Below are 20,075 nucleotides of genomic sequence, written 5' to 3'. Positions count from 1 at the left end.
ATTTAGTATATTAGTCCCAGGAAGGTTCTTGTTGATTATATGATGGTTCTCTTTGTAAAAACTTACAAATACAAGTATATAAGCAAAGTAAAATAAGATTGCATAAAATAATATGGCTAAAATACCTCCTATTGAACAAGGTGGAATAGTGCAAGAAGCATTACCCAATGCAGTATTCAAGGTTGCGCTTAAAAATGGTCATATTGTTAGAGCCCATATTTCTGGGAAGATGCGTAAAAATTATATTAAAATTCTTCCTGGGGATTCTGTTAGAATGGAGTTAACTCCTTATGATTTGACACAAGCCAGGATAGTGCATAGATACAAAGCAACTGAACAGTTACACTAGTTATGAAAGTTAAAACATCTGTTAGAAAAAGAAGTGTAGATTGCAAAATTGTACGTCGGAAGGGTGTATTATATGTGATTAATAAAAAGCAGCCTAAATTTAAACAAAGACAAGGATAAGGTATGGCTAGGGTATTAGGTGTAGACATTCCAGATAACAAGCGTGGCGAGATTGCGCTTACATATATATATGGAATTGGCAGAAGTTCTGCAAATAAGATTCTTCAAGCAGTTCAAATGGATAAAGACCGACGTGTTTCTACTTGGACAGATGATGAGCTAAAAGCTATTAGAACAGCTATTCGTGGTGTATATAAGATAGAAGGCGACTTAAAGTCCGAAATTCGATTGAATATTAAACGATTAGTTGAGATTAAGTGTTATAGAGGCCATAGACATCAAATGGGTTTGCCCGTTCGTGGGCAGCGAACCAAAACCAATGCCAGAACACGTAAAGGAAAGCCTAAAACAATTGCGAATAAAAAGAAAGCTACCAAGTAAAGTCTAATGGTGTCATTAGGTACTATCCCTTCTTCTCTTTAAAGAAAGTTTATAGAGCATTACTATGAAAAATATAGGAAAAAATAAAGTTAAAAAAAAAGTTGTAAAAGTTGGTAAAGAGGGGCAAGCACATATCCAAGCTACTTTTAATAACCTTATTATTTCAATTACAAATGAAGTTGGTCAAGTGATTGCTTGGTCTTCTTCTGGTAAGATGGGCTTTAAGGGATCTAAAAAAAACACACCCTATGCTGCCCAAATGGCATCGGCAGACTGTGCAAAAGCTGCTTATGCGTTAGGTTTACGGCGGGTGAATGTATTTGTAAAGGGGCCAGGCATTGGACGTGAATCAGCCATTCGTGCCCTTCAAGATCATTCTGTAGAGGTGATTTCTATAAGAGATGTTACGCCTCTTCCTCACAATGGTTGCAGGCCACCTAAGCGTAGGCGTCCATAAATGATACAATTTACTATTTATACTATAAGAAATATAGCGTATGGCAAGATATCGTGGTCCAAAAGCCAAGGTTGCGAGAAGATATAACAGTCCGATATTTGGTTCATCTGTTGGTAAGGTATTACAGAAAAAAAATTATCCACCAGGGCAACATGGTAGAAGACGTAAAAGGCGTTCTCAATTTGGGCTTCAATTAATGGAGCAACAAAAAGCAAAGTATACCTATGGATTATTACAACGTCAGTTTAAAAATCTTTGTGAAAAAGCTACTAAAAGTAAAGGTATTACCGGTGAGCTAATCCTTCAGCGGCTAGAGGCTCGTTTAGACAATACGGTTTATAGGCTAGGCATTGCCGCTACACGAGGCGAAGCAAGGCAGATGGTATCTCATAGGCATATTACAGTAAATACTAAAATAGTAAATATTCCTTCTTATACTTTGAAGCCTGGCCAAATAATAGGCATAGCAAAGAAGGCAGAAAAAATAGCTTTGATTGTTTATAATATAGCAAATAGTCCATCCAATAAATATAGTTGGTTGGAGTGGGATCCATCATTGATGGTAGGTAAGTTTCTTGCCTTTCCACAGCGTTCTGAAATACCAGAAGAAATTAATGAACGAAGCATTGTGGAGCTCCATTCTAAATAGTTTTTCTATTGTTTCCTTTTTAAATCAAATAAAGATCCTATATGTCGTTATTAGCCTTTCAAATGCCAAAGAAGATATTTGTGGAGCAAGTTGATGCTTTTCATGGTATTTTTAGTTTTCGTCCACTTGAAAAGGGATATGGTACTACTATTGGTAATGCACTTAGACGTGTATTATTATCTTCTTTAGAAGGGTATGCTATTGTTGCGATTAAAATTCCTGGTATCCGTCACGAATTTTCTACGATTGAAGGGGTACGAGAAGATCTTGTACAAATCATTTTAAATCTTAAGCAGGTCCGCTTAAAAAAAAAATTAGAAGGTGGTAATGATATTATTTCTGTTCGGGTTAATAAACCTGAGTTTCGTGCAGGTGATATTGTAGAAGCTACTTCTTTTTTTGAAGTTTTAAATCCAGATCTATTGATTTGTAGGCTTGATGCATCGGCCAGTTTTGACATAGAACTTCATATAATGAAGTATAGGGGCTATCTTTCAGCTGAGGAGCATAAACCTAAAGAACCAATCTTAGATCTTATTCCTATTGATGCTATCTTTTCTCCTATTATCAGTGTACAGTATCGTGTTGAGAATATGCGTGTGGAGCAACGTACCGATTATGAGCAATTGACATTTGAAGTAAAAACAGATGGTTCTATAACTCCAGAAGAAAGCGTTAGACAAGCAGCTAAGTTAATGATTCAACACCTTAACTTGTTATCTGGTCAGGAAATTGTTGTGCAATCACTAGAGGATGAAACCGTTCAAATATTAGATGAAGAAACAGTAGCTCTGCAAAAAAATCTTAGAACCCATATTAGTGAGCTGCAATGTTCTTCTCGTGTATTAAATTGTCTTAAATCAGCAGGTATTGAAACTTTAGAAGATCTTGTAACCGTAAAAGATTTTGATACTATGAAGTTTAGAAACTTTGGTCGTAAGTCACGTGATGAAATTGATCAACTTTTGGCAGAAAAGCATCTAAAGATTGGTATGGATCTCTCTAGGTATAAATTAGATGGGTAGTTTTTATTTAAAGTTAATTCTATAGTACATTTTAATTAAAAATCGTATTAGTATAAATCAATGAGGCACAGAAATAAAATTAATCGGCTGGGTAGGCCTGCAGGTCATAGGAAAGCATTGCTTATGAATTTATCTAAGTCGCTTATTATGCATAAGCGTATTGTGACCACTTTGGCCAAGGGAAAAGTATTGCGTTCGTTTATTGAGCCTATTCTTACTAGAGCAAAGCAAGATACTACGCATGCTAGAAGAATGGTTTTTTCTCACTTTCAAGATAAAGTCCCCGTAAAAGAGCTTTTCAATCATATTGTTGAGAAAATTGAACAACGTCCAGGTGGTTATACACGCATCATTAAGTTAGCCAATCGTGCTGGAGATAATGCTGCTATGTGTATGATTGAATTAGTAGACTACAATGATATCTATACAAAAGAAGCCAAAGTCGTTAAAACGCCTCGGCGTAGGAAAAAGAAAAAAACTACTCCTCTTGTAGACGAAGTAGTTGCTGAAACAGTTTCTGGTCAAGGGTAAAAATTTATATTTTATTTTTGTCTTTCCTATATCAAAAAGTAGGTAAAACACCTAAAAGCTTTGTAAAAAGTTGTCCTAGGTATAGAAATGTTCTTTTTAGGATAGGCCCTTTTTACAAACTATGGATCAAGCTTTTTTAAATTAATGCAATAGCCACGCGCTTGCAATAGTGCTGCTATACTCGCTGCACATACCCCTTTTCCTAACGAAGCAACGACTCTCCCTGTAACAAAAATATATTGACACATAATCTGTATTCCAAAACAGATACTGCAGAATAGTAATGTTTTGTTGCTTATAATCCATGATGCTACTCTATTGCTTTACCTATAGCGCCAATCAGACCACTATATTAATTGATAATAAGTTTTATACTTACTGGACTGCTCCACACAATCTTATTTTCGTATTTTGCCCAATAGCTAATCTCTAAAGTTTGGTTCCCTGTTGACTCATTTTCATATGCCTCATACATATTGTCTACTAATTTCTGTTTCATTGCTTCAGTAAGCTCCTCTTGGAAGATCAAAAATGTATCATTACGAAACACCGATTCATTTTTACTTTTATTTTCAATAAACTTATTAATTACACAACTATAATCATCCATTTTTGAACTATTTGTCTTTTTCGCTTTAGCGATTAAAAAGCCTCTGTTTTGCCCCTGATCTTTATCTAATTGCTTATGTGTTAATGTAACCTTAGGGAGGTTATAGTCAATATAGGATCCTGACAGAGGATTCCACCAAACAGATTTAGTTAAAGTAATATGTGCATCGTTATTGTCTAAGGTTATATGTATTGGCCCATGCGATTCTGGTATATCTTTTTTAGGTAGCTGCCGGTTTTCTTTTTTTTGTATGGTTATGTTTTCTTTCTGTGTGCAAAATGTAAGCTTGGCGTTTTCTTTAGAAAACAAGCATACAAAATATTCGTAATCTGCTGCACGGTTAAAAAAGTTTATACAAGATTGGTCTAGCAGTTTACCCGAATCAGTTACCAGGCAAATGGTTCCATCGTCGCTTATACCAGCCTTTTGGTTCGATGCATCCAATTTTTTAAACAAAGATTCAATGGTAGCCGTTCGCCAAAGCGTACCTTTTTGTAAAAAAAGCAAAGATTGTTTTAGATAAGGGGGTAATGATGTTACTTGACCATTAACGGCATATTCGATTTTAAAATCAGATAAGGTAACCGCTTGCCTTCTCTTTGATATTTGCTCACTGCAAAGGCTTACATTGAATACTTTTAGATTATGGCCATCATCCCTAAAGAGGATAGTAGGAGGAGCACTAGAATATGATTTTGATCTACCATCAGAGATGATATGTTCCATTTGACTCAAGTAGCAATGTTGATTTTGAATCCAATAACAAATTATCTTGAACTTACCACCTTGAATAGGCGCATGGTCACTTAATAAAGTAAATACTATAGCGCCATCCATTTCCCTTAATGTACCTGGAATGATAGCCATTTCATCATTAAAAGGTGTAGGTACCGTAGGCCATCCATCTTCAGAAGCGATTATTTGCTGAACCAATGGATAAGGATTAATTGATTCTCTAAGCAATATAAAACCCATTTTAGTATCATCTTTTAGGTATGCATTTTGTATCTTACCTTTTAAGAACCAACCTGTGGTATTATTGATTTGTTCTTCAATAGGGTACATAGCTTCTAAACCAATATTTTTATAATTGGGCAGCCATTCATCTTTACTTTTGGCATTCATTTGCACTGAATTAGTAGAAATAATATAATCCTGTGGAGAGGCACCATTTGGGAGGTATACCATATGCACTGCATATGTTTTGGACATTAATTTTTTGTAATCCTGTTCTTGGATCTTAATAATCCATTCGTTTATACCTGTATCAGGTTTGTGCCAATAGATAAAACCATCTTCACCTTGCCATAGTAATGTTTCAACTTTGTCTTTAGCATCTATTGCACTTTTTACTATAGCTGATGCTTTATTAGGCGGCTTAGCACCATCTACTATCCCTATAAAAGCCAATTGACCTTTTAATGGAAGGTCTATATTGGAAATGGTCCCTTTACATTGAACTAAAAAATCTGTTTTTGCACCTCCCATGCAACTGATGCTGCCTAGCTCCTTGCAAGAAGAAAGAGAAAGAATCGGCGTCTTATGCGCTAATGTATGATCCTGTTGTATATCTTTATGGTCTGAAATGGATGTAATAGGTACCTGTTTACAGTTAGAAAAGATGAAGAGAAAATAGTAAGATAGCGACAGCATCAATTTATTTTTGTTGTACAACATGATCAAGATCAATTAATATGGTTTATAGATTGATAAGTTCATAACTTATTTTAATAATTACAAATGTAAAATACATTTTTAATCAGCAGTATATCTTTACAAGATCACTACATGGATCTTTGTACTACTCAACCATCCAAAACAAAACAATGGCTTCTTGCATCCAAGGTAGCTTCAGGCGAGTCATAGACCAAGAAGGTAGTAACGCCACTGTATCATAGTCCTGATGCATCATCGTGAGATGCCAAAACCTGCTTTCTGATCCATTATCAACCTGCTGTCCAGTCAAAATGCCTATTCTGTTTAGGAAGTAATGGTTCAAGATATTTTCGAGCGTAACATCTTGATATAGCATGGTGTCTTTAAGTTTTTTTAAGCTTTTCCATCGTTTTATTACTTTTTTAATAAGTAGTTCGGTATGGATGGCTATAGGTTCCAATGCGTCAGCAGCTATTAAGCTCTTGACGGCTATGTTTTTTGTACTGCCCTGTAAGGGTTTCTTTTCTAGATGAGCTATCATTTCTGTTTGCGGCTGACCATAGCCATCATCGTTTGCATCTATAGGGCTATAGGGTAGCAATACTGTATCATAAGCTAATCCACAAAGTAGCTTGGGAAGCGTAAGTTGCCATTCTGGACTCTTTAGCTTTCCTGTAACTAAGTATTGCAACAGATAAACTGCATTATGGGCTGCTTGTTCACAAACAAATTCATTGCGTATCATTAGGTTATGGACCTTAAAAAAATCATAGAAAAAAGGCCATAGAAAAACCAATCCAGTATTTTTGGTATAGACCCGTACCTCTTCTGTTGCTAGACTATTTTTTTTAGCTATTTTTTTTTCTAGGCTTGCTGGTAACTGCTCTAATGGATGATTTACTACCATTGATGCGTCAATCCTATTTTGATTCATCTGCTTGATCAGTGGCTTGAGTAAGTTTATGATTTTATTTTTTTGAGGATTGGTACCTTCGTTCGCTACGATTGAAGTAATAACTTGATAAACCGTTTCTTTGGGATAACAGATAGTCAGTAATGTACGCTGTACAAACTCCATTTCTTCCATTTGACTTTTTGTCATTAAATAATGCATAATAGAAATACAGAGTTCTTTTTTCCATCTAGATAGATGGTCATCTGGTATAATAGTGTATGGCAATGAATTGCTTAATAGATCAAGGTAGTGTATTATAAATAGAGATTTTTCTTTTGCCAAACAGGCTATCATCTTTGTAGTAATTTCTTCGCTAAAGTAATATACCATACGTCTGGCTGTCAATTCATGGTTGTCCTGCTCTTTTAATAGTTTTGATAAAGCCAATGGTTGGTCCACCATGGATTGCATCAGTTCATTACCCAATGTAGCCATGGCTAGAGGGTACTGTTGGGAAAAAAAAGATAAGCTTCCATTGAGCAATAGATACAGTTTGGTTAAAATAGGCGTTTTGTAGCCACGTTGTATGGCTTGTTGTTGAATCCCTTTTCGATATTTTTCTTCTAGCCTATGTAATGAAGTGGTTAATTTTTCTACTTCTGGTATCCCTTTGGTATCCTGAATAAAGATTTGAAAAGTTTCCAGTAGTGTAGTGGGTGTGATTTGTAAAACATTACTCCATTCGGTAATGAGTGCTGCAAGCCAATCTTCTTTGGCGATTAATGTTTCAGGTAGTGTTTTCAATACACTATCCCAAAATAGGCCTCTAGTAATATTTTGTTGATCTAGTGAGCCTTCTGTAGCACACCATAATTGGTAGCTTCCTTGTATAAAGTTTGCCAATCCTTTCCCTATATCATTATGGTTTCGAACCAATAATATAAGTTGGCTAGACGTAAAATTTGCAATAAGGCGTCGTCGTACATGTATTTTATCTTGTGCTAAGGAAAAAGTAGGCAAATGATCTATCACATCATTCAATAAAGCGGTAACATCTGTATATTGTTCTAGTTGACCGGTATGTAGAAAAAGGGTCCATCTTTTTGCAATGCGTTGTTGCTTGCCTTGTAAGGAATCGGTAATTTGTTTGTAGAGCGCTGTGCCAATGATTGCCTGTAATCGCTTATCAATAGTTGACAAGTGTTGCGCAACCAGTTGGTCAATTATCGATTGGGATACATCAGCTCCATCAGACCCTCGGACTCTGTGTTTAATAGCTGGCAGCAGCTTACTATAATACAGCGGAAGCAAGGTTTGGTCTAAAGAAAATGTTTCATGTGTAAATAGAAACATAAGGTCTACTTCATCTATCTTATTTAGGTTCAGGGGTGCTAGATTTTTTTTGAGTAAAGAAAAGGCCTCTGCTAGATGGTAATCCGTTGTCTGTTTGGCAGCATCAATCAACTGATCACATAAGATAGTTGGACTACACGAAGTTTGTATGCCAAGATGGCATAATATCCGTTCTATATATTGTTTTTCAGTAGTAGGTGGTATATGAATAATCGCTGCTTTAATAAAAATTTCTTTTATTAACCGGATATTGGTCAGCTGTTCTGTCGATTGCAGTACTTTTGATTGGGTAATGACCTCCTCTAGTCTGTCTAACAGCTGGTCGGAAAAAGGTATAAAGGTCTGTAACAGTTTGTTTAATATTGGTGCTGTCGCATGTTGTATTAACTTTCTTAAGATAGTTGCTTCTTGGCATAAAGATGTAAGTTGATCTCGTATTTGTTGGCATGTTGCATCTCCCAATCGTTTGGCTATTACATAAGCTGGTACCAACTGATCTTTCGGCAATGCATTATAAAGCAAGAAATCTACTACATCAGATAAGTTACTTTCTAAGCCCGAAATAGAATCCCTATTTAAGTAGTTAATCAGTTTCCGATCCGTATGTAGGCTATTATCCTGGTCCACCCTTATTAGACCATTTGATAGAATGGACGTTTGTGACATAGATACCAAAGGTCCCATGATGACTCCTATTGCTGGATGGTAGGTATGCCTGGTACACAGTATGGATAGCTGTTGCTTGTTGATGAGGCCATTCGAAATATATTGCCTAAATAACGATTGCATTGCTTTAAGATAGGCTATTTTAGAATGTTCAAAGGCACAATAGGCCAAACTATTCCCTTTAACAGCGCAGATAGGTGCGATAGTAGCAGCAGTAGCTGTTGCAAGCGCTGCAAAATCAGCGTATAGCGTTACTATATAAGGATCTATAGATTGTAAAAATTTAATAAACAGTGCATCAGGTAAGCGTTTAATCAGTTTTTTCCTGTTTTCTTTTTGTTTAAGCCAGCTTTTTACTAAAGAACGTACACCAGGTTGGTCTATTGCTACCTTAATTTCACCAATAGCTCCGGATCGTTCATCGGCTGCTATAGTAGGATGGATGATCCTTTCTAACGCTTTTAAGAGATTAGATGATCCACCTTCTGAAATTTCAGCTCTATTTAAGTAAGCTGGCTCGGTAGAGGCCAGTTGAGGCTTGGTATCTCTGCCATCTGAATACATGGTTATTTTTCGACCATCTGATACAACGGAGGCTTGTGCTATGGATACCAATGGTTCCATTATAGCTGCTACTGCTGGATGATAGGTATGCGTCGTGCACAATATCGACAAACGTTGGTTGTTGATAAGATTATTCGAAATATATTGCCTAAATAACGATTGAATCGCTTTAAGATAAACTGCTTTAGGATGTTCAAAGGCACAATAGGATAAAGTATTGGCTTTAACGGCGTAAGTAGATGCGGTAGTGGCAGTAATAGCTGTCATGATCTCGCTAAAATCAGCGCATAGCGTTACGATATAAGGATCTATAGATTCCAAGAATCTAATAAATAGTCCATCAGGTAGACGTTTAATCAAATTTGTCCTATTCTGCTTCTTTTTAAGCCAACGCTTTACTAAAGAACGTACACCAGGCTGGTCTATTGCTGCCTTAATCTTATCAATAGCCGAGGATAGTTCGTAAGGGGGCATGGTAGGGCTACTTATTTTTTCTAATACTTTTAATACCTTTTCCTGGGTTTTAACATCATTAAAATGTTCAAAGGCACAATAGGCTAAAGCATTGGCTTTAATCGTGCCAATAGGCACGATTGTAGAGGTAGTAGCCGTTGCGATCTGACCAAAATCAAGTGTTACATAAGGATTTATAGATTCTAAGAATCCAACAAATAATCCATCAGGTAAGCGTTTGATCAATTTTTCCCTGTTTTTCTTTTCTTTAAGCCAGCTTTTTACCAAAGAACGTATACCCGATTGATCTATTACTGCCTTAATGGTACCAATAGCCGCGGATAGTTGATAGGGAGCCATAGTATGATTCCCTATTTTATCCAATTCTTTTAGTACTTTTTGCTGATTGTTATGATATTGATACCAGTATTTCGGTGGCGTTGCAACCATGTCTCGTAACTGAAACAGCAATGCTTTAATAGTTGGGTTATATGAAGATTTTTTGTCATTTTGTTCATAACAAGCGTGTAATTTTTCTAGAATTTTTTCATAGCTGGTAGAAGTTTGAATAGCTGCTTGTTGGAGGAGTATTTGCAAAAAATACATTCGGTCTACTTTATACTTTTGCTGGTTAATAATTGCTAGTAGAGCCATTCCATGCAGTTGCTGTTGTAGCGTATATGGTCTATTGGTCAAAATCCCCGTTTGGTGCAACAGTAGTCCTACTTCGGCTAATATAGGTGTAAAGTACGGTATAGGCTGCTTTAATAAATAAGCAAGCGTATCGGCCACAGTAGTTTGGGAAAAAAGTGCCATACAACGTTGAACAGCTTTTTCTTTTTTCGTTAAATTAGACCAAAGTTGTGCTATGAGCAAGGGGGCATGGTGGAGCAATTCCAAATATGTTTTTTCAATTTGTTTTTCAGAACGCTCGGCCATCCACCAGGCGAAGTTACCTTCTGATAGATAGTGTGCTATTGCCTGCATTTTTGCATTAGGTAGTGGGATTATTTGGTCTGTAGTAGGATTATGTAGTACCTTACCAATCTTTTCTTTTAACTTAAGCATTAAGATCTGTTCCACCTGATAAGGTAGTTGTTTGTCAAGGGTAGATAGATTTAAATCACCTACATCTATTACAAGCTTATCTAAATGAATAATTGCATCATTCGGAACATATTGAGAAAATAATTTTGATAATATAGGCATAATATGCCTATGGACCACTTGATCAAGGGTATGTTGGCGTATATTTTTACTATGCTCATCAAGCGTAATCTCGATCCGACTACGTAGAATAACATGATGGGTTTTTCTAGACATAACCAATTAAGTTAGATATTATACTGGCCTGAAAAAACCAGACAAACTTTTATAAATTTAGTTTCCTATTTTTATCCATCAAATCTTAAATCCTTAATGCGTCTTGCGCTGCTCTTTGCAACGCTTCTACTATGTCATTATCCAGATATTTTTTGGCCAAACAAACATCTACTGTAAGGGTCTCTTTCGCCATATTGGATACATGAACTTTATGGGTATAACCATAGGCTTGTCGTAAATCATAAAGTCGCTCAGCTAGTTTAATGCAAAGTATAAAAAGCTGATCTTGGTTAACTATTTTTTTACGTTGATTATCTATAGAGAGCCCAGATGGCTCTAGATCTTTCCGGTTCTGTATGGAAATAATAGATTGGACAAAAGAAAAAATAGCTAGGCTATAATTAGCCTTAATATAAGAAATAGGCAGATCGGTATAAACAACTAAATCATATAACAAAGCAGCATAGATTGGTTCAGGCGCATAATTTACCCAATCTGTTACCAAACGTGCAATCCCTATTGCACGGACATAGAACAATTTTCCTGATGCATGTCTTCTAAAAGCATAACAACGCCTTAGCAGTAGAAATATTTCATCCATGACACCTATACGGATATTACACATCTTGCAAGCATAGTCATTGAATTTCATTAATACTTCCATAGAAGTATTAATTTCACTTTTATTTACATAACTATTGGAAGGAGCCAAATTGGTAAGCATTGCATCCTGAACAACCTTTACATTACAAGGCAATACCAGTAGAATAGTTTTTTGTTTAGAAGGAGAAAATTGTAAATAACCATAATGGGCACGAATGTTTCGTTCTATTGGCTCTTTTTGTATATTGATTTGTTCTGAACTTGACTGGTTAAGGGCTCCTATTAGTTCTATCCCTTCGGTGATATCCTGATAATAGCTCTTAATGGAAGCAAATTTGGATAGAGGTATATTGCCACTGTTCACTACTAAGGCTATAGCTGGAAAGACTATTTCTGGAGGTTTTTGTTTTTTAATAGGGTTATATTTCTGGTATTTTAATCGAGTGGTATGTAGTTGAATACGTATAGATGCACTTTGTTCTAGGTGCGTAATACGTAAAATAACAGCTACCAATAAATGGATTATCTGGTTGACATCACATACAATCTTAGTAGTCATATCAACATCTCCTTGCACTATACTTAACTGTGGTGCAGATTCCACAGAATCATTTAATCCAGTTTCCAATTCCTGAATCAATTCCTTTAGCCTAATTTCAGTCGGTAATAATCGTAGATGAAACTTAGATTTAGTATGCTCTTTTAAGAATATAGACCAAGTGAAAAATTTATTTACAATAATGTTAAAATCTTCCTTATACAGGGTGTCATCTTCTAAAAATAAAGGAGACTCCATCACTATTTTTACTATTTTATCTAAAAAATTGCTATCTCTTTTTGAATAAGGTTTCTTAGCACGGATGTGCAAATTATGGATCGTTTGTTTTAGTTTTAATGTATAATTTTTCTCTCTTTCTATCTTTTTTTTATCTTTTAAGTAGCGTTTATGTGCGGTATAATCAGCTATTTGGACTTTACAATAAATGATCATAGTAAAAACCAGTGTGCTAAACCCGAATAGAACCACTATATCATCCGTTAACTCGATCAAATTTTCAACATAACACGACACATAAACAATGGCTGAAAATGTAACCGCTAGAACAATCATTCCTAAAGACAAAGGAAATACAAATAAAGCTACAGACAAATGTGCTAGAGATAACTTTAATAAAAATAAATAGTCAGTCACATGCCACCAATGCCAAAGTACATTTATGGGCAGACAAAACATTGCACCAATCAGCCAAGATCGACTGATTTGCCAAGATGGGACTCGGTTATGCGAAACAACCGAATAACCTATCAGCCAAATACCTGCTGCAATTTGCAGTATATACCAGTAAACAAGACATTGCCCTACGTAACTTAATATCGCAGTAGTGATTATAACATAGCAGCCAGTATAGCCTATAACAGTATTACATGGTTCTAGTTTCATCAACTTCTTTTTCAGATAAGAAGCATCGAGTAAGCAAAAAGAGCCGATTATGAATATGAGTAGCAAAAGTTGGAATGGCAACATTAAAAAAATAATAAAAGTTACATGAGACATCTATAGAAACCCACCATTATAAATATATTATATATACAATCAAAGCCAATAATACATTTATATCTACTCATCTGGCAAATATGCAGCAATATAATATATTATTTGACTATCAACGTTAATTATGGATTTATCTACTTGATTTTCAGCTTTTTTAATATTGTATTTTACTGGTATTTTTTTAGTAAAAATTACTTGTTTGTATCAAGTAATTTCTTGACATCAGAATCTGATGACCAGAATAATTTATCTACAGATATTTTTTATACAACTATATAAAATAAATTTTATTAATTTTTTATAATTGATTTTTAAATCAAAAAATAATCTGGTCCATAACGTACGTCGTCAGTAAAAATTTATTACACTTGCTATACAATAAAACTTTATAGGACCAACAAACATGGTTACGATGTCCACTCTATTTTTTTACTTAAAAAATAAATGGTTATACATTTTACTATCTTTTCAAATATCATTCCCTAAAACTTCTAAAAAATTATTTGTAGATTGTAATGTTTTTACTTCTTAATTTGTATATCAAGCTATTCAGCCTATAACAATAGGCACAAGGGTATAAGGATATTTTTATACCGTAGGAAACGTTTTATATGCTAATTTTTAATTTATTTTAATAGTTTCATGCAACTTAACTTTGCTAAGTACCAAGCTGCCGGAAATGATTTTATCATCATTGATAATTTTCAAGATCAACATTATACATATAGTCCTGTTTTAACCAAGCAACTGTGTCATCGGCAATTTGGTATTGGTGCAGATGGTATTATTTCCATTGAAAAAAAAGCAGGTTATGATTTTGCGCTGCTACACTACAATGCAGATGGCAGTCAAGGTGATGGGCTGTGTGGCAATGGCAGTCGGTCAGCGCTTCACTATGCACAAATGTTAGGCATTATAGATCAAAAAGCCTATTTTAATGCTATAGATGGTGCACACATAGGTTGTATACGTAATGAACTGGTTGACTTAACCTTACAAGATGTAACGTCGATTCAGCCACTAGCTAGCGGTTATTTTTTAAACAATGGGACGCGCCATTATGTAGAAATGGTGGATGCGATTGATCTAATCCTTATGGAAGTAATTGGTTTTCCAAAACGGAACATGTACCCGTTTGAAAAAGAGGGCATTAATATCAATTTTGCGCAATTGATTGAACCAGATGCGATACAAATTCGAACATGTGAATGTGGATTAGACTCAGAACCATTGTCGTGTGGTACAGGAGCTGTTGCTAGTGCATTGGTTGCCAGTGCCTATTATGGCTTAAATAGCCCTGTAAAGGTAAGCACTAAAGGTGGTAAACTGCAAGTAACCTTTACACGCCTATCAGATGGTCGTTTTATCGATATTCATTTGGTTGGGCCTGTTTATCAATCTTTTTGTGGAACAGTTCATCCAACTAGCCTACCACCTATTATCGCCTATAATCCACTATAGTTATTTCATGTTTATTTGATCCCATAAATAAAATGATTCATTTTCAAAAATTTACTTTATCCAATGGCTTACGGGTTATTGTGCATGAAGATGCAACTACGCATATTGCAGTAATGAATCTTATGTATGATGTAGGGTCTCGAGATGAATATCCTTTAAAAACAGGTTTTGCCCATTTATTTGAACATCTAATGTTCGGTGGATCTTCTAACATTCCTGCATATGATACCCCCTTGCAGCAAGTAGGCGGTGACAACAATGCATACACAACCACAGATGTAACCAATTATTATTGCGCGCTACCTGCTGTTAACTTAGAAACAGCTTTTTGGCTTGAATCTGATCGAATGCTTGGACTCGCATTTAATGAAAAGTCACTCGAGGTACAACGAAAAGTAGTAGTAGAAGAGTTTAAAGAGCGTTATCTAAACCAACCCTATGGTGATGCATGGCACCATTTGACCAACATGGCCTATACAACACATCCCTATAAATGGCCTACTATTGGCCAGTCATTAAGCCACATAGAAAATGCGACTATGGAGGACGTTAAAACCTTTTTTTACAAATTTTATAGACCCAATAACGCTATTTTAGTAGTTGCAGGAAAAGTGACCCAACAACAAGTAGCAGCTTTATGCAAAAAATGGTTTGAACCCATTCCTGCTGGCCCTTCTTATCATAGATTGTTGCCCCAAGAACCAGATCAAGTACAATCTAGACGAAAGGTAGTGCAGGGTGATGTTCCCTTTCCTGTTTTGTATAAAGCCTACCATATGCCAGCAAAAGGTATGGCTGGTTACTATGCAGCAACCGTGTTATGCAATCTACTTAGTGAAGGAAAGTCTGCTTTACTATATGATAATCTAGTAGAAAAACAACCCCTTTACACCAGAATAAATGCCTATATGACTGAGTCATTAGACCCTGGTCTATTTGTCATTAGCGGAAGCTTGGTCCCAAAAGTTGCATTCGAAGAAGCAGAAAGTGCTTTAGTATCCCTATTCAATCAAATCAAAGCTATTACCCCTGTTGCATTAGAAAAAGCAAAAAATCAGATAGAGGCACAGCTCGTTTTTGGTCAAGTAAATCTAGTAGATCGTGCACAGGAATTAGCCATAGCTACTTTACAAGGTGATACCAACCTAGTAAACAGCCATATTGATTATATTCAACAGGTTGACTTAGAAACCATTCAAGCAATTGCTGAAACGATTTTACAAGAGCAAAATTGTACTACGCTCCACTACCAAACCATGACCCAATTCTAAAATAATATGTTTCAGAGTCTTAGTGCAAATCTAGAAAAGGCGATTAAGTCCTTAAAAGGACAAGGTCGTATTACAGAAATAAACATTGCTGCTACTATAAAAGAAATCCGTAGAAGCTTGGTTCAAGCAGATGTGCATTACAAAGTAGCCAAGCAAGTCACAGATGCTATTAAGCAAAAAGCAATTGGAACCAATGTCATTACATCTGTTTCACCAGGTCAGCTCTTTACAAAACTGGTCCAAGATGCTTTAACAGATTTAATGGGAGGTATACATACTGAAGTTCGCCTCACGGGCCATCCAGCTGTTATACTTGTAGCCGGACTGCAAGGAGCCGGCAAAACAACTTTGGTAGGTAAGTTGGGATATTACTACCAAAAAAAAAATAAAAACCCCCTCTTAGTAGCTTGCGATCTCTATAGACCGGCAGCAGTTGACCAACTTAAAACATTAGGTGTACAACTTAATATAAGCGTTTATACAGAGCCATTAGAACGAAACCCCTATACGGTTGCCCAAAATGCTATTAAAGAAGCCAAAAGTAAAGCACTTGATCTAGTGATTGTAGATACCGCAGGTCGCTTGACTACTGATGAAGAAATGATGCAAGAGATCTGTATGCTTAAAGAACGCTTGACCCCTTCTGAGACACTTTTTGTAGTAGACGCTATGGCCGGTCAAGACGCTGTTACCACTGCACAAGTTTTTAATGAAAAACTTAATTTTGATGGAGTAGTACTCACCAAATTAGATGGAGATGCCCGTGGAGGTGCTGCACTATCTATTCGTAGTGTAGTACATAAACCTATTAAGTTTATCAGTACAGGTGAAAAAATGCAAGACTTAGATCTTTTTCATCCAGATCGTATGGCCAGTCGTATTCTGGGCATGGGTGATGTGATCTCCTTTGTAGAACGTGCAGAAGCAGTGTATAATGAAACACAACAGCGTAGTTTGCAACAAAAGATAAAAACCAATCAGTTTAATTTAGAAGATTTAGATAAACAAATTCAAAAAATTGAAAAAATAGGAAGTATCAAAGAAATGGTTGCCATGTTACCTGGTCTAGGAAAAGCGGTGCCAGCTCTACCTTTAGAGGATGATCTATTTAAAAATTGTAAGGTAATCATAGCCTCTATGACTGTTAAAGAAAGAAGAAATCCCCATATTATTGATCAAAGTCGTCGTGAACGTATTGCACGTGGTAGCGGAAAAACAATCCAAGAGGTTAATCAATTACTTAAACAGTTTGATATGATCTGTAAAATGATGAAAAAAGTACATACAAAAGGATCCAATTTATTGGGTAGCTGGCCATCCTTGCTTAAAAAAAGAGGCTCATTATAAAGCTTATTTTTCTATCTTGTTTTGAAAGAACTAGTCCATACAGTAATGGATATACATCCAGTTTAAATTTGCCAATGAACGACTTTATAACTAAATTTACTTTAGTTAGGCTAACTTTAAATTTATTGCAATAATATTATGAAATTAACCAACCAAAATAAAGAAAACAAAGAAGATATTTTAAAAACTTTTACCTTCGACAACTCAGGCAAAGGCGATCTTTTTAGAACCTTTGGATTTAAAAAATCTGAACAAGACAGTGGTTCTTCAGAATCACAGATTGCACTATTTACATATAGAATCAAACACTTAACAGATCATCTAAGTGTTAAAAAGAAAGATCATGCTGCAAAGTTAGGTCTTTTGAAGTTAGTAGGTAAGCGAAAAAGATTATTAGCCTATCTTAAAAAAGAAGACCTAAGCCGCTATAGAGCTATTATTAACAGCCTTGGCTTAAGAAAGTAGTTGTTTTTCTACTATTTTCAGATATAGTTTAGATATAGTATTTGCTTTTTTTAAAGCTGCTTCTATTTACATTTTTACTCATAAAATTCTGAAGAAAAAGCTTTGTGGTATATTTTTCCTGTGTTCTAATCCATTTGATGCCGTTGTATATCATCACTCCATTGTACCTATATGCTCAGAAAATTAATTTCAAAAACAATCAAATTGCCAGATAATCGGGTGATTACTATAGAAACGGGAAAATTAGCCATGCAGTCCAACGGTTCTGTTGTGGTCCGAATGGGTAATGCGTTGATTTTAGCTACTGTGGTAGCTAAAGCAGCTGCAGAAGAAGAGGCTTATAATTTTTTACCTCTTTCTGTAGATTACCAGGAAAAATTTGCTGCTTCTGGTAAAATACCTGGAGGCTTTCTAAAACGGGAAGGTAGGCTAGGAGATCATGAAATTTTAATTGCTAGGTTGGTCGATCGTGCCATTCGTCCTCTTTTTTCAAAAAAAATTAACAGTGAAATTCAAGTAAATATATCCTTAATATCTGCGGATGAAACTATTTTACCAGATGCACTTGCTGCTTTAGCAGCTTCTTCTGCTTTATCTGTTTCTTCTATTCCATTCAATGGGCCTATTTCAGAGGTACGTGTGGCCCGTGTAGATGGTATTTTTTTAATCAATCCACCACCTAGTTTACTTGAAAAAGCGGATATGAACCTTATGGTGGCTGCTACTGATGATAGTATACTTATGGTAGAGGGAGAAATGGATGAAGTGCAAGAAGCAGATATGATAGCAGCCATGCGTTTCGCCCATGATGCCATTAAGCTACATTGTCAAGTGCAGCGGGAGCTTATGGCAGCTGTTGGTATCGAAAAAAAGACCGATACGGCCAGCGATCTACCTACTACCCTAGTTTGTGAACCTGCGTTACGTGAAGCCATTTATGCTGATATGTATGCTGTTGCCAAACAACATATCCCTTCCAAAACTTTGCGTAAAGAGGCTTTTATGGCGGTAACACATCGTTACAGTTCCGCACTGATGCAGGACCAAAATGGTCAGGAAACCTCTGTTGATCAGCAAAAAGACTTTCTACTTGAACTCCAAAATCACGCTATTCGAGCACTTATTTTAAATGAAAGCATACGTTTAGATGGCCGCCGATTGGATCAAATTAGATCGATCGAATCTGAAATAGATTACTTGCCATCTGCACATGGTTCTGCCCTCTTTACAAGAGGTGAAACACAATCCCTGACTACCGTTACGCTTGGCAGCAAGTTTGATGAGCAAATCATTGACAGAGCTATGGAAGATGGCTATAATCGTTTTATGCTTCATTATAATTTCCCTGGCTTCTCTACTGGAGAAGTTAAGCCGAATAGAGGGCCTTCTCGTCGAGAAATAGGCCATGGAAATTTAGCCATGCGTGCATTAAAAGCCGTTTTACCTCCTGATAAAGAAAACTTGTATACTATACGTGTGGTATCAGATATTCTTGAATCAAATGGCTCTTCTTCTATGGCTACCGTTTGTGCCGGTTCATTGGCCCTAATGGATGCAGGGATTCCTACTAAAGCAGCTGTTGCAGGGATTGCCATGGGAATGATTACAGATCCCACTACAGGACGTTTTGCTGTTTTATCTGATATTCTAGGAGATGAAGATAGCGTTGGTGATATGGATTTTAAGGTAGCAGGTACCCAACAAGGGATTACAGCATGCCAAATGGATATAAAAGTCGCTGGTATTTCATATGAAATGCTAGAAAAAGCGCTCCATCAAGCTAAAGAAGGTAGGTTGTATATCCTGCAAAAAATGGAAGAAACCATAGCCATAGCGCGTCCAAACAGCAAGCCACATGCTCCTAAAATTGTTACTATAGAAATTGAAAAAGAGATGATTGGTGCCATCATTGGACCAGGAGGAAAGGTCATACAAGAAATTCAAAAAGAGACTTATACCAATATAGATATTGTTGAAAAAGGCTATAAAGGAATTGTTACTATATTTGCTACAAATCAAGAAATGTTGCAAAACGCGGTTGGTAAAATAAAAACAATTACCGCTAAGCCCTCTATTGGTGAAGTATATGTGGGTAAGGTTAAGTCTGTGCTAAACTACGGTGCATTTGTAGAATTTATGCCTGGGAAAGATGGATTTTTACATGTTTCAGAAGTTCGATTAGAACGCATTGAAAATTTAGAAAAAGTATTAGAAATCGGAGAAGAGCTACAGGTAAAACTTATTGGGCTAGATCCTAAAACAGGCAAATATAGATTGTCACGTAAGGTATTGCTCTCTCCTGATGCGATAGCAGCTGGTGGGTAGTAGATGGCATTAATATAATT

16 protein-coding genes are annotated in these 20,075 nt (G+C 36.0%); 12 read left to right on the top strand and 4 right to left on the bottom strand.

The window, feature by feature from the left end; all coding sequences use genetic code 11:
* Positions 1-112 precede the first annotated feature (112 nt).
* The 7 genes from infA to rplQ all read left to right on the top strand — a co-directional run bounded on the left by infA (position 113) and on the right by rplQ (position 3,511).
* Positions 113-349 carry a translation initiation factor IF-1 gene (gene infA / locus AL022_RS00585; RefSeq protein WP_014934283.1) on the top strand — a complete coding sequence of 79 codons (237 nt, stop codon included), beginning with the start codon at positions 113-115 and terminating at the stop codon, positions 347-349.
* Positions 350-351: 2 nt separating this feature from the next.
* Positions 352-468 (top strand): 50S ribosomal protein L36, encoded by a 117-nt coding sequence (gene rpmJ / locus AL022_RS04210; RefSeq protein WP_014934282.1) that lies wholly within the window; start codon positions 352-354, stop codon positions 466-468.
* A gap of 3 nt (positions 469-471) precedes the next feature.
* Positions 472-849, top strand: coding sequence for a 30S ribosomal protein S13 (rpsM, locus tag AL022_RS00580; protein ID WP_014934281.1), 378 nt, complete (start codon positions 472-474; stop codon positions 847-849).
* A gap of 64 nt (positions 850-913) precedes the next feature.
* On the top strand, positions 914-1,306 hold the full coding sequence (gene rpsK, locus AL022_RS00575; RefSeq protein WP_014934280.1) for a 30S ribosomal protein S11: 393 nt from the start codon (positions 914-916) through the stop codon (positions 1,304-1,306).
* Between the two features lie 40 nt (positions 1,307-1,346).
* Positions 1,347-1,955, top strand: coding sequence for a 30S ribosomal protein S4 (gene rpsD / locus AL022_RS00570; RefSeq protein WP_014934279.1), 609 nt, complete (start codon positions 1,347-1,349; stop codon positions 1,953-1,955).
* Between the two features lie 41 nt (positions 1,956-1,996).
* The gene (locus AL022_RS00565) at positions 1,997-2,980 is read left to right on the top strand and encodes a DNA-directed RNA polymerase subunit alpha (RefSeq protein WP_014934278.1); all 984 of its coding nucleotides are present in this window, start codon (positions 1,997-1,999) and stop codon (positions 2,978-2,980) included.
* Positions 2,981-3,040: 60 nt separating this feature from the next.
* A complete protein-coding gene (gene rplQ, locus AL022_RS00560; RefSeq protein ID WP_014934277.1) occupies positions 3,041-3,511 on the top strand; it encodes a 50S ribosomal protein L17 in 471 nt (156 codons plus the stop codon).
* Positions 3,512-3,630: 119 nt separating this feature from the next.
* Here rplQ and AL022_RS04205 read toward each other — a convergent pair whose 3' ends face one another.
* The 4 genes from AL022_RS04205 to AL022_RS00545 form a co-directional block, all read right to left on the bottom strand.
* Positions 3,631-3,759 carry a CTP synthase gene (locus tag AL022_RS04205; RefSeq protein WP_014934276.1) on the bottom strand — a complete coding sequence of 43 codons (129 nt, stop codon included), beginning with the start codon at positions 3,757-3,759 and terminating at the stop codon, positions 3,631-3,633.
* Between the two features lie 104 nt (positions 3,760-3,863).
* Complete coding sequence (locus AL022_RS00555) at positions 3,864-5,798, bottom strand: hypothetical protein (RefSeq protein ID WP_014934275.1); 1,935 nt, start codon at positions 5,796-5,798, stop codon at positions 3,864-3,866.
* Between the two features lie 124 nt (positions 5,799-5,922).
* Positions 5,923-11,031 (bottom strand): contractile injection system tape measure protein, encoded by a 5,109-nt coding sequence (locus tag AL022_RS00550; RefSeq protein ID WP_014934274.1) that lies wholly within the window; start codon positions 11,029-11,031, stop codon positions 5,923-5,925.
* 85 nt (positions 11,032-11,116) lie between these two features.
* On the bottom strand, positions 11,117-13,075 hold the full coding sequence (locus AL022_RS00545) for an HD domain-containing protein (RefSeq protein WP_158309901.1): 1,959 nt from the start codon (positions 13,073-13,075) through the stop codon (positions 11,117-11,119).
* 753 nt (positions 13,076-13,828) lie between these two features.
* On the opposite strand from AL022_RS00545, the gene dapF reads away from it, so the two are divergent.
* The 5 genes from dapF to pnp all read left to right on the top strand — a co-directional run bounded on the left by dapF (position 13,829) and on the right by pnp (position 20,055).
* Complete coding sequence (gene dapF, locus AL022_RS00540) at positions 13,829-14,647, top strand: diaminopimelate epimerase (protein ID WP_014934272.1); 819 nt, start codon at positions 13,829-13,831, stop codon at positions 14,645-14,647.
* Between the two features lie 32 nt (positions 14,648-14,679).
* Complete coding sequence (locus AL022_RS00535) at positions 14,680-15,918, top strand: M16 family metallopeptidase (RefSeq protein ID WP_014934271.1); 1,239 nt, start codon at positions 14,680-14,682, stop codon at positions 15,916-15,918.
* A 6-nt stretch (positions 15,919-15,924) separates the two neighbouring features.
* Entirely contained in the window at positions 15,925-17,265 is a 1,341-nt protein-coding gene (gene ffh / locus AL022_RS00530) for a signal recognition particle protein (RefSeq protein ID WP_014934270.1), read from the top strand.
* Positions 17,266-17,403: 138 nt separating this feature from the next.
* Positions 17,404-17,730: a 30S ribosomal protein S15 gene (rpsO, locus tag AL022_RS00525; RefSeq protein ID WP_014934269.1), complete on the top strand. Its 327-nt coding sequence runs from the start codon at positions 17,404-17,406 to the stop codon at positions 17,728-17,730.
* Positions 17,731-17,901: 171 nt separating this feature from the next.
* Positions 17,902-20,055 (top strand): polyribonucleotide nucleotidyltransferase, encoded by a 2,154-nt coding sequence (pnp, locus tag AL022_RS00520; RefSeq protein ID WP_014934268.1) that lies wholly within the window; start codon positions 17,902-17,904, stop codon positions 20,053-20,055.
* Positions 20,056-20,075: the final 20 nt, after the last annotated feature.

The sequence above is a fragment of the Cardinium endosymbiont cEper1 of Encarsia pergandiella genome (genome assembly GCF_000304455.1).
Lineage (GTDB): Bacteria > Bacteroidota > Bacteroidia > Cytophagales > Amoebophilaceae > Cardinium.
Note: the sequence above shows the minus strand (reverse complement) of the source record. Positions and strands in the feature narration are given on the sequence as shown.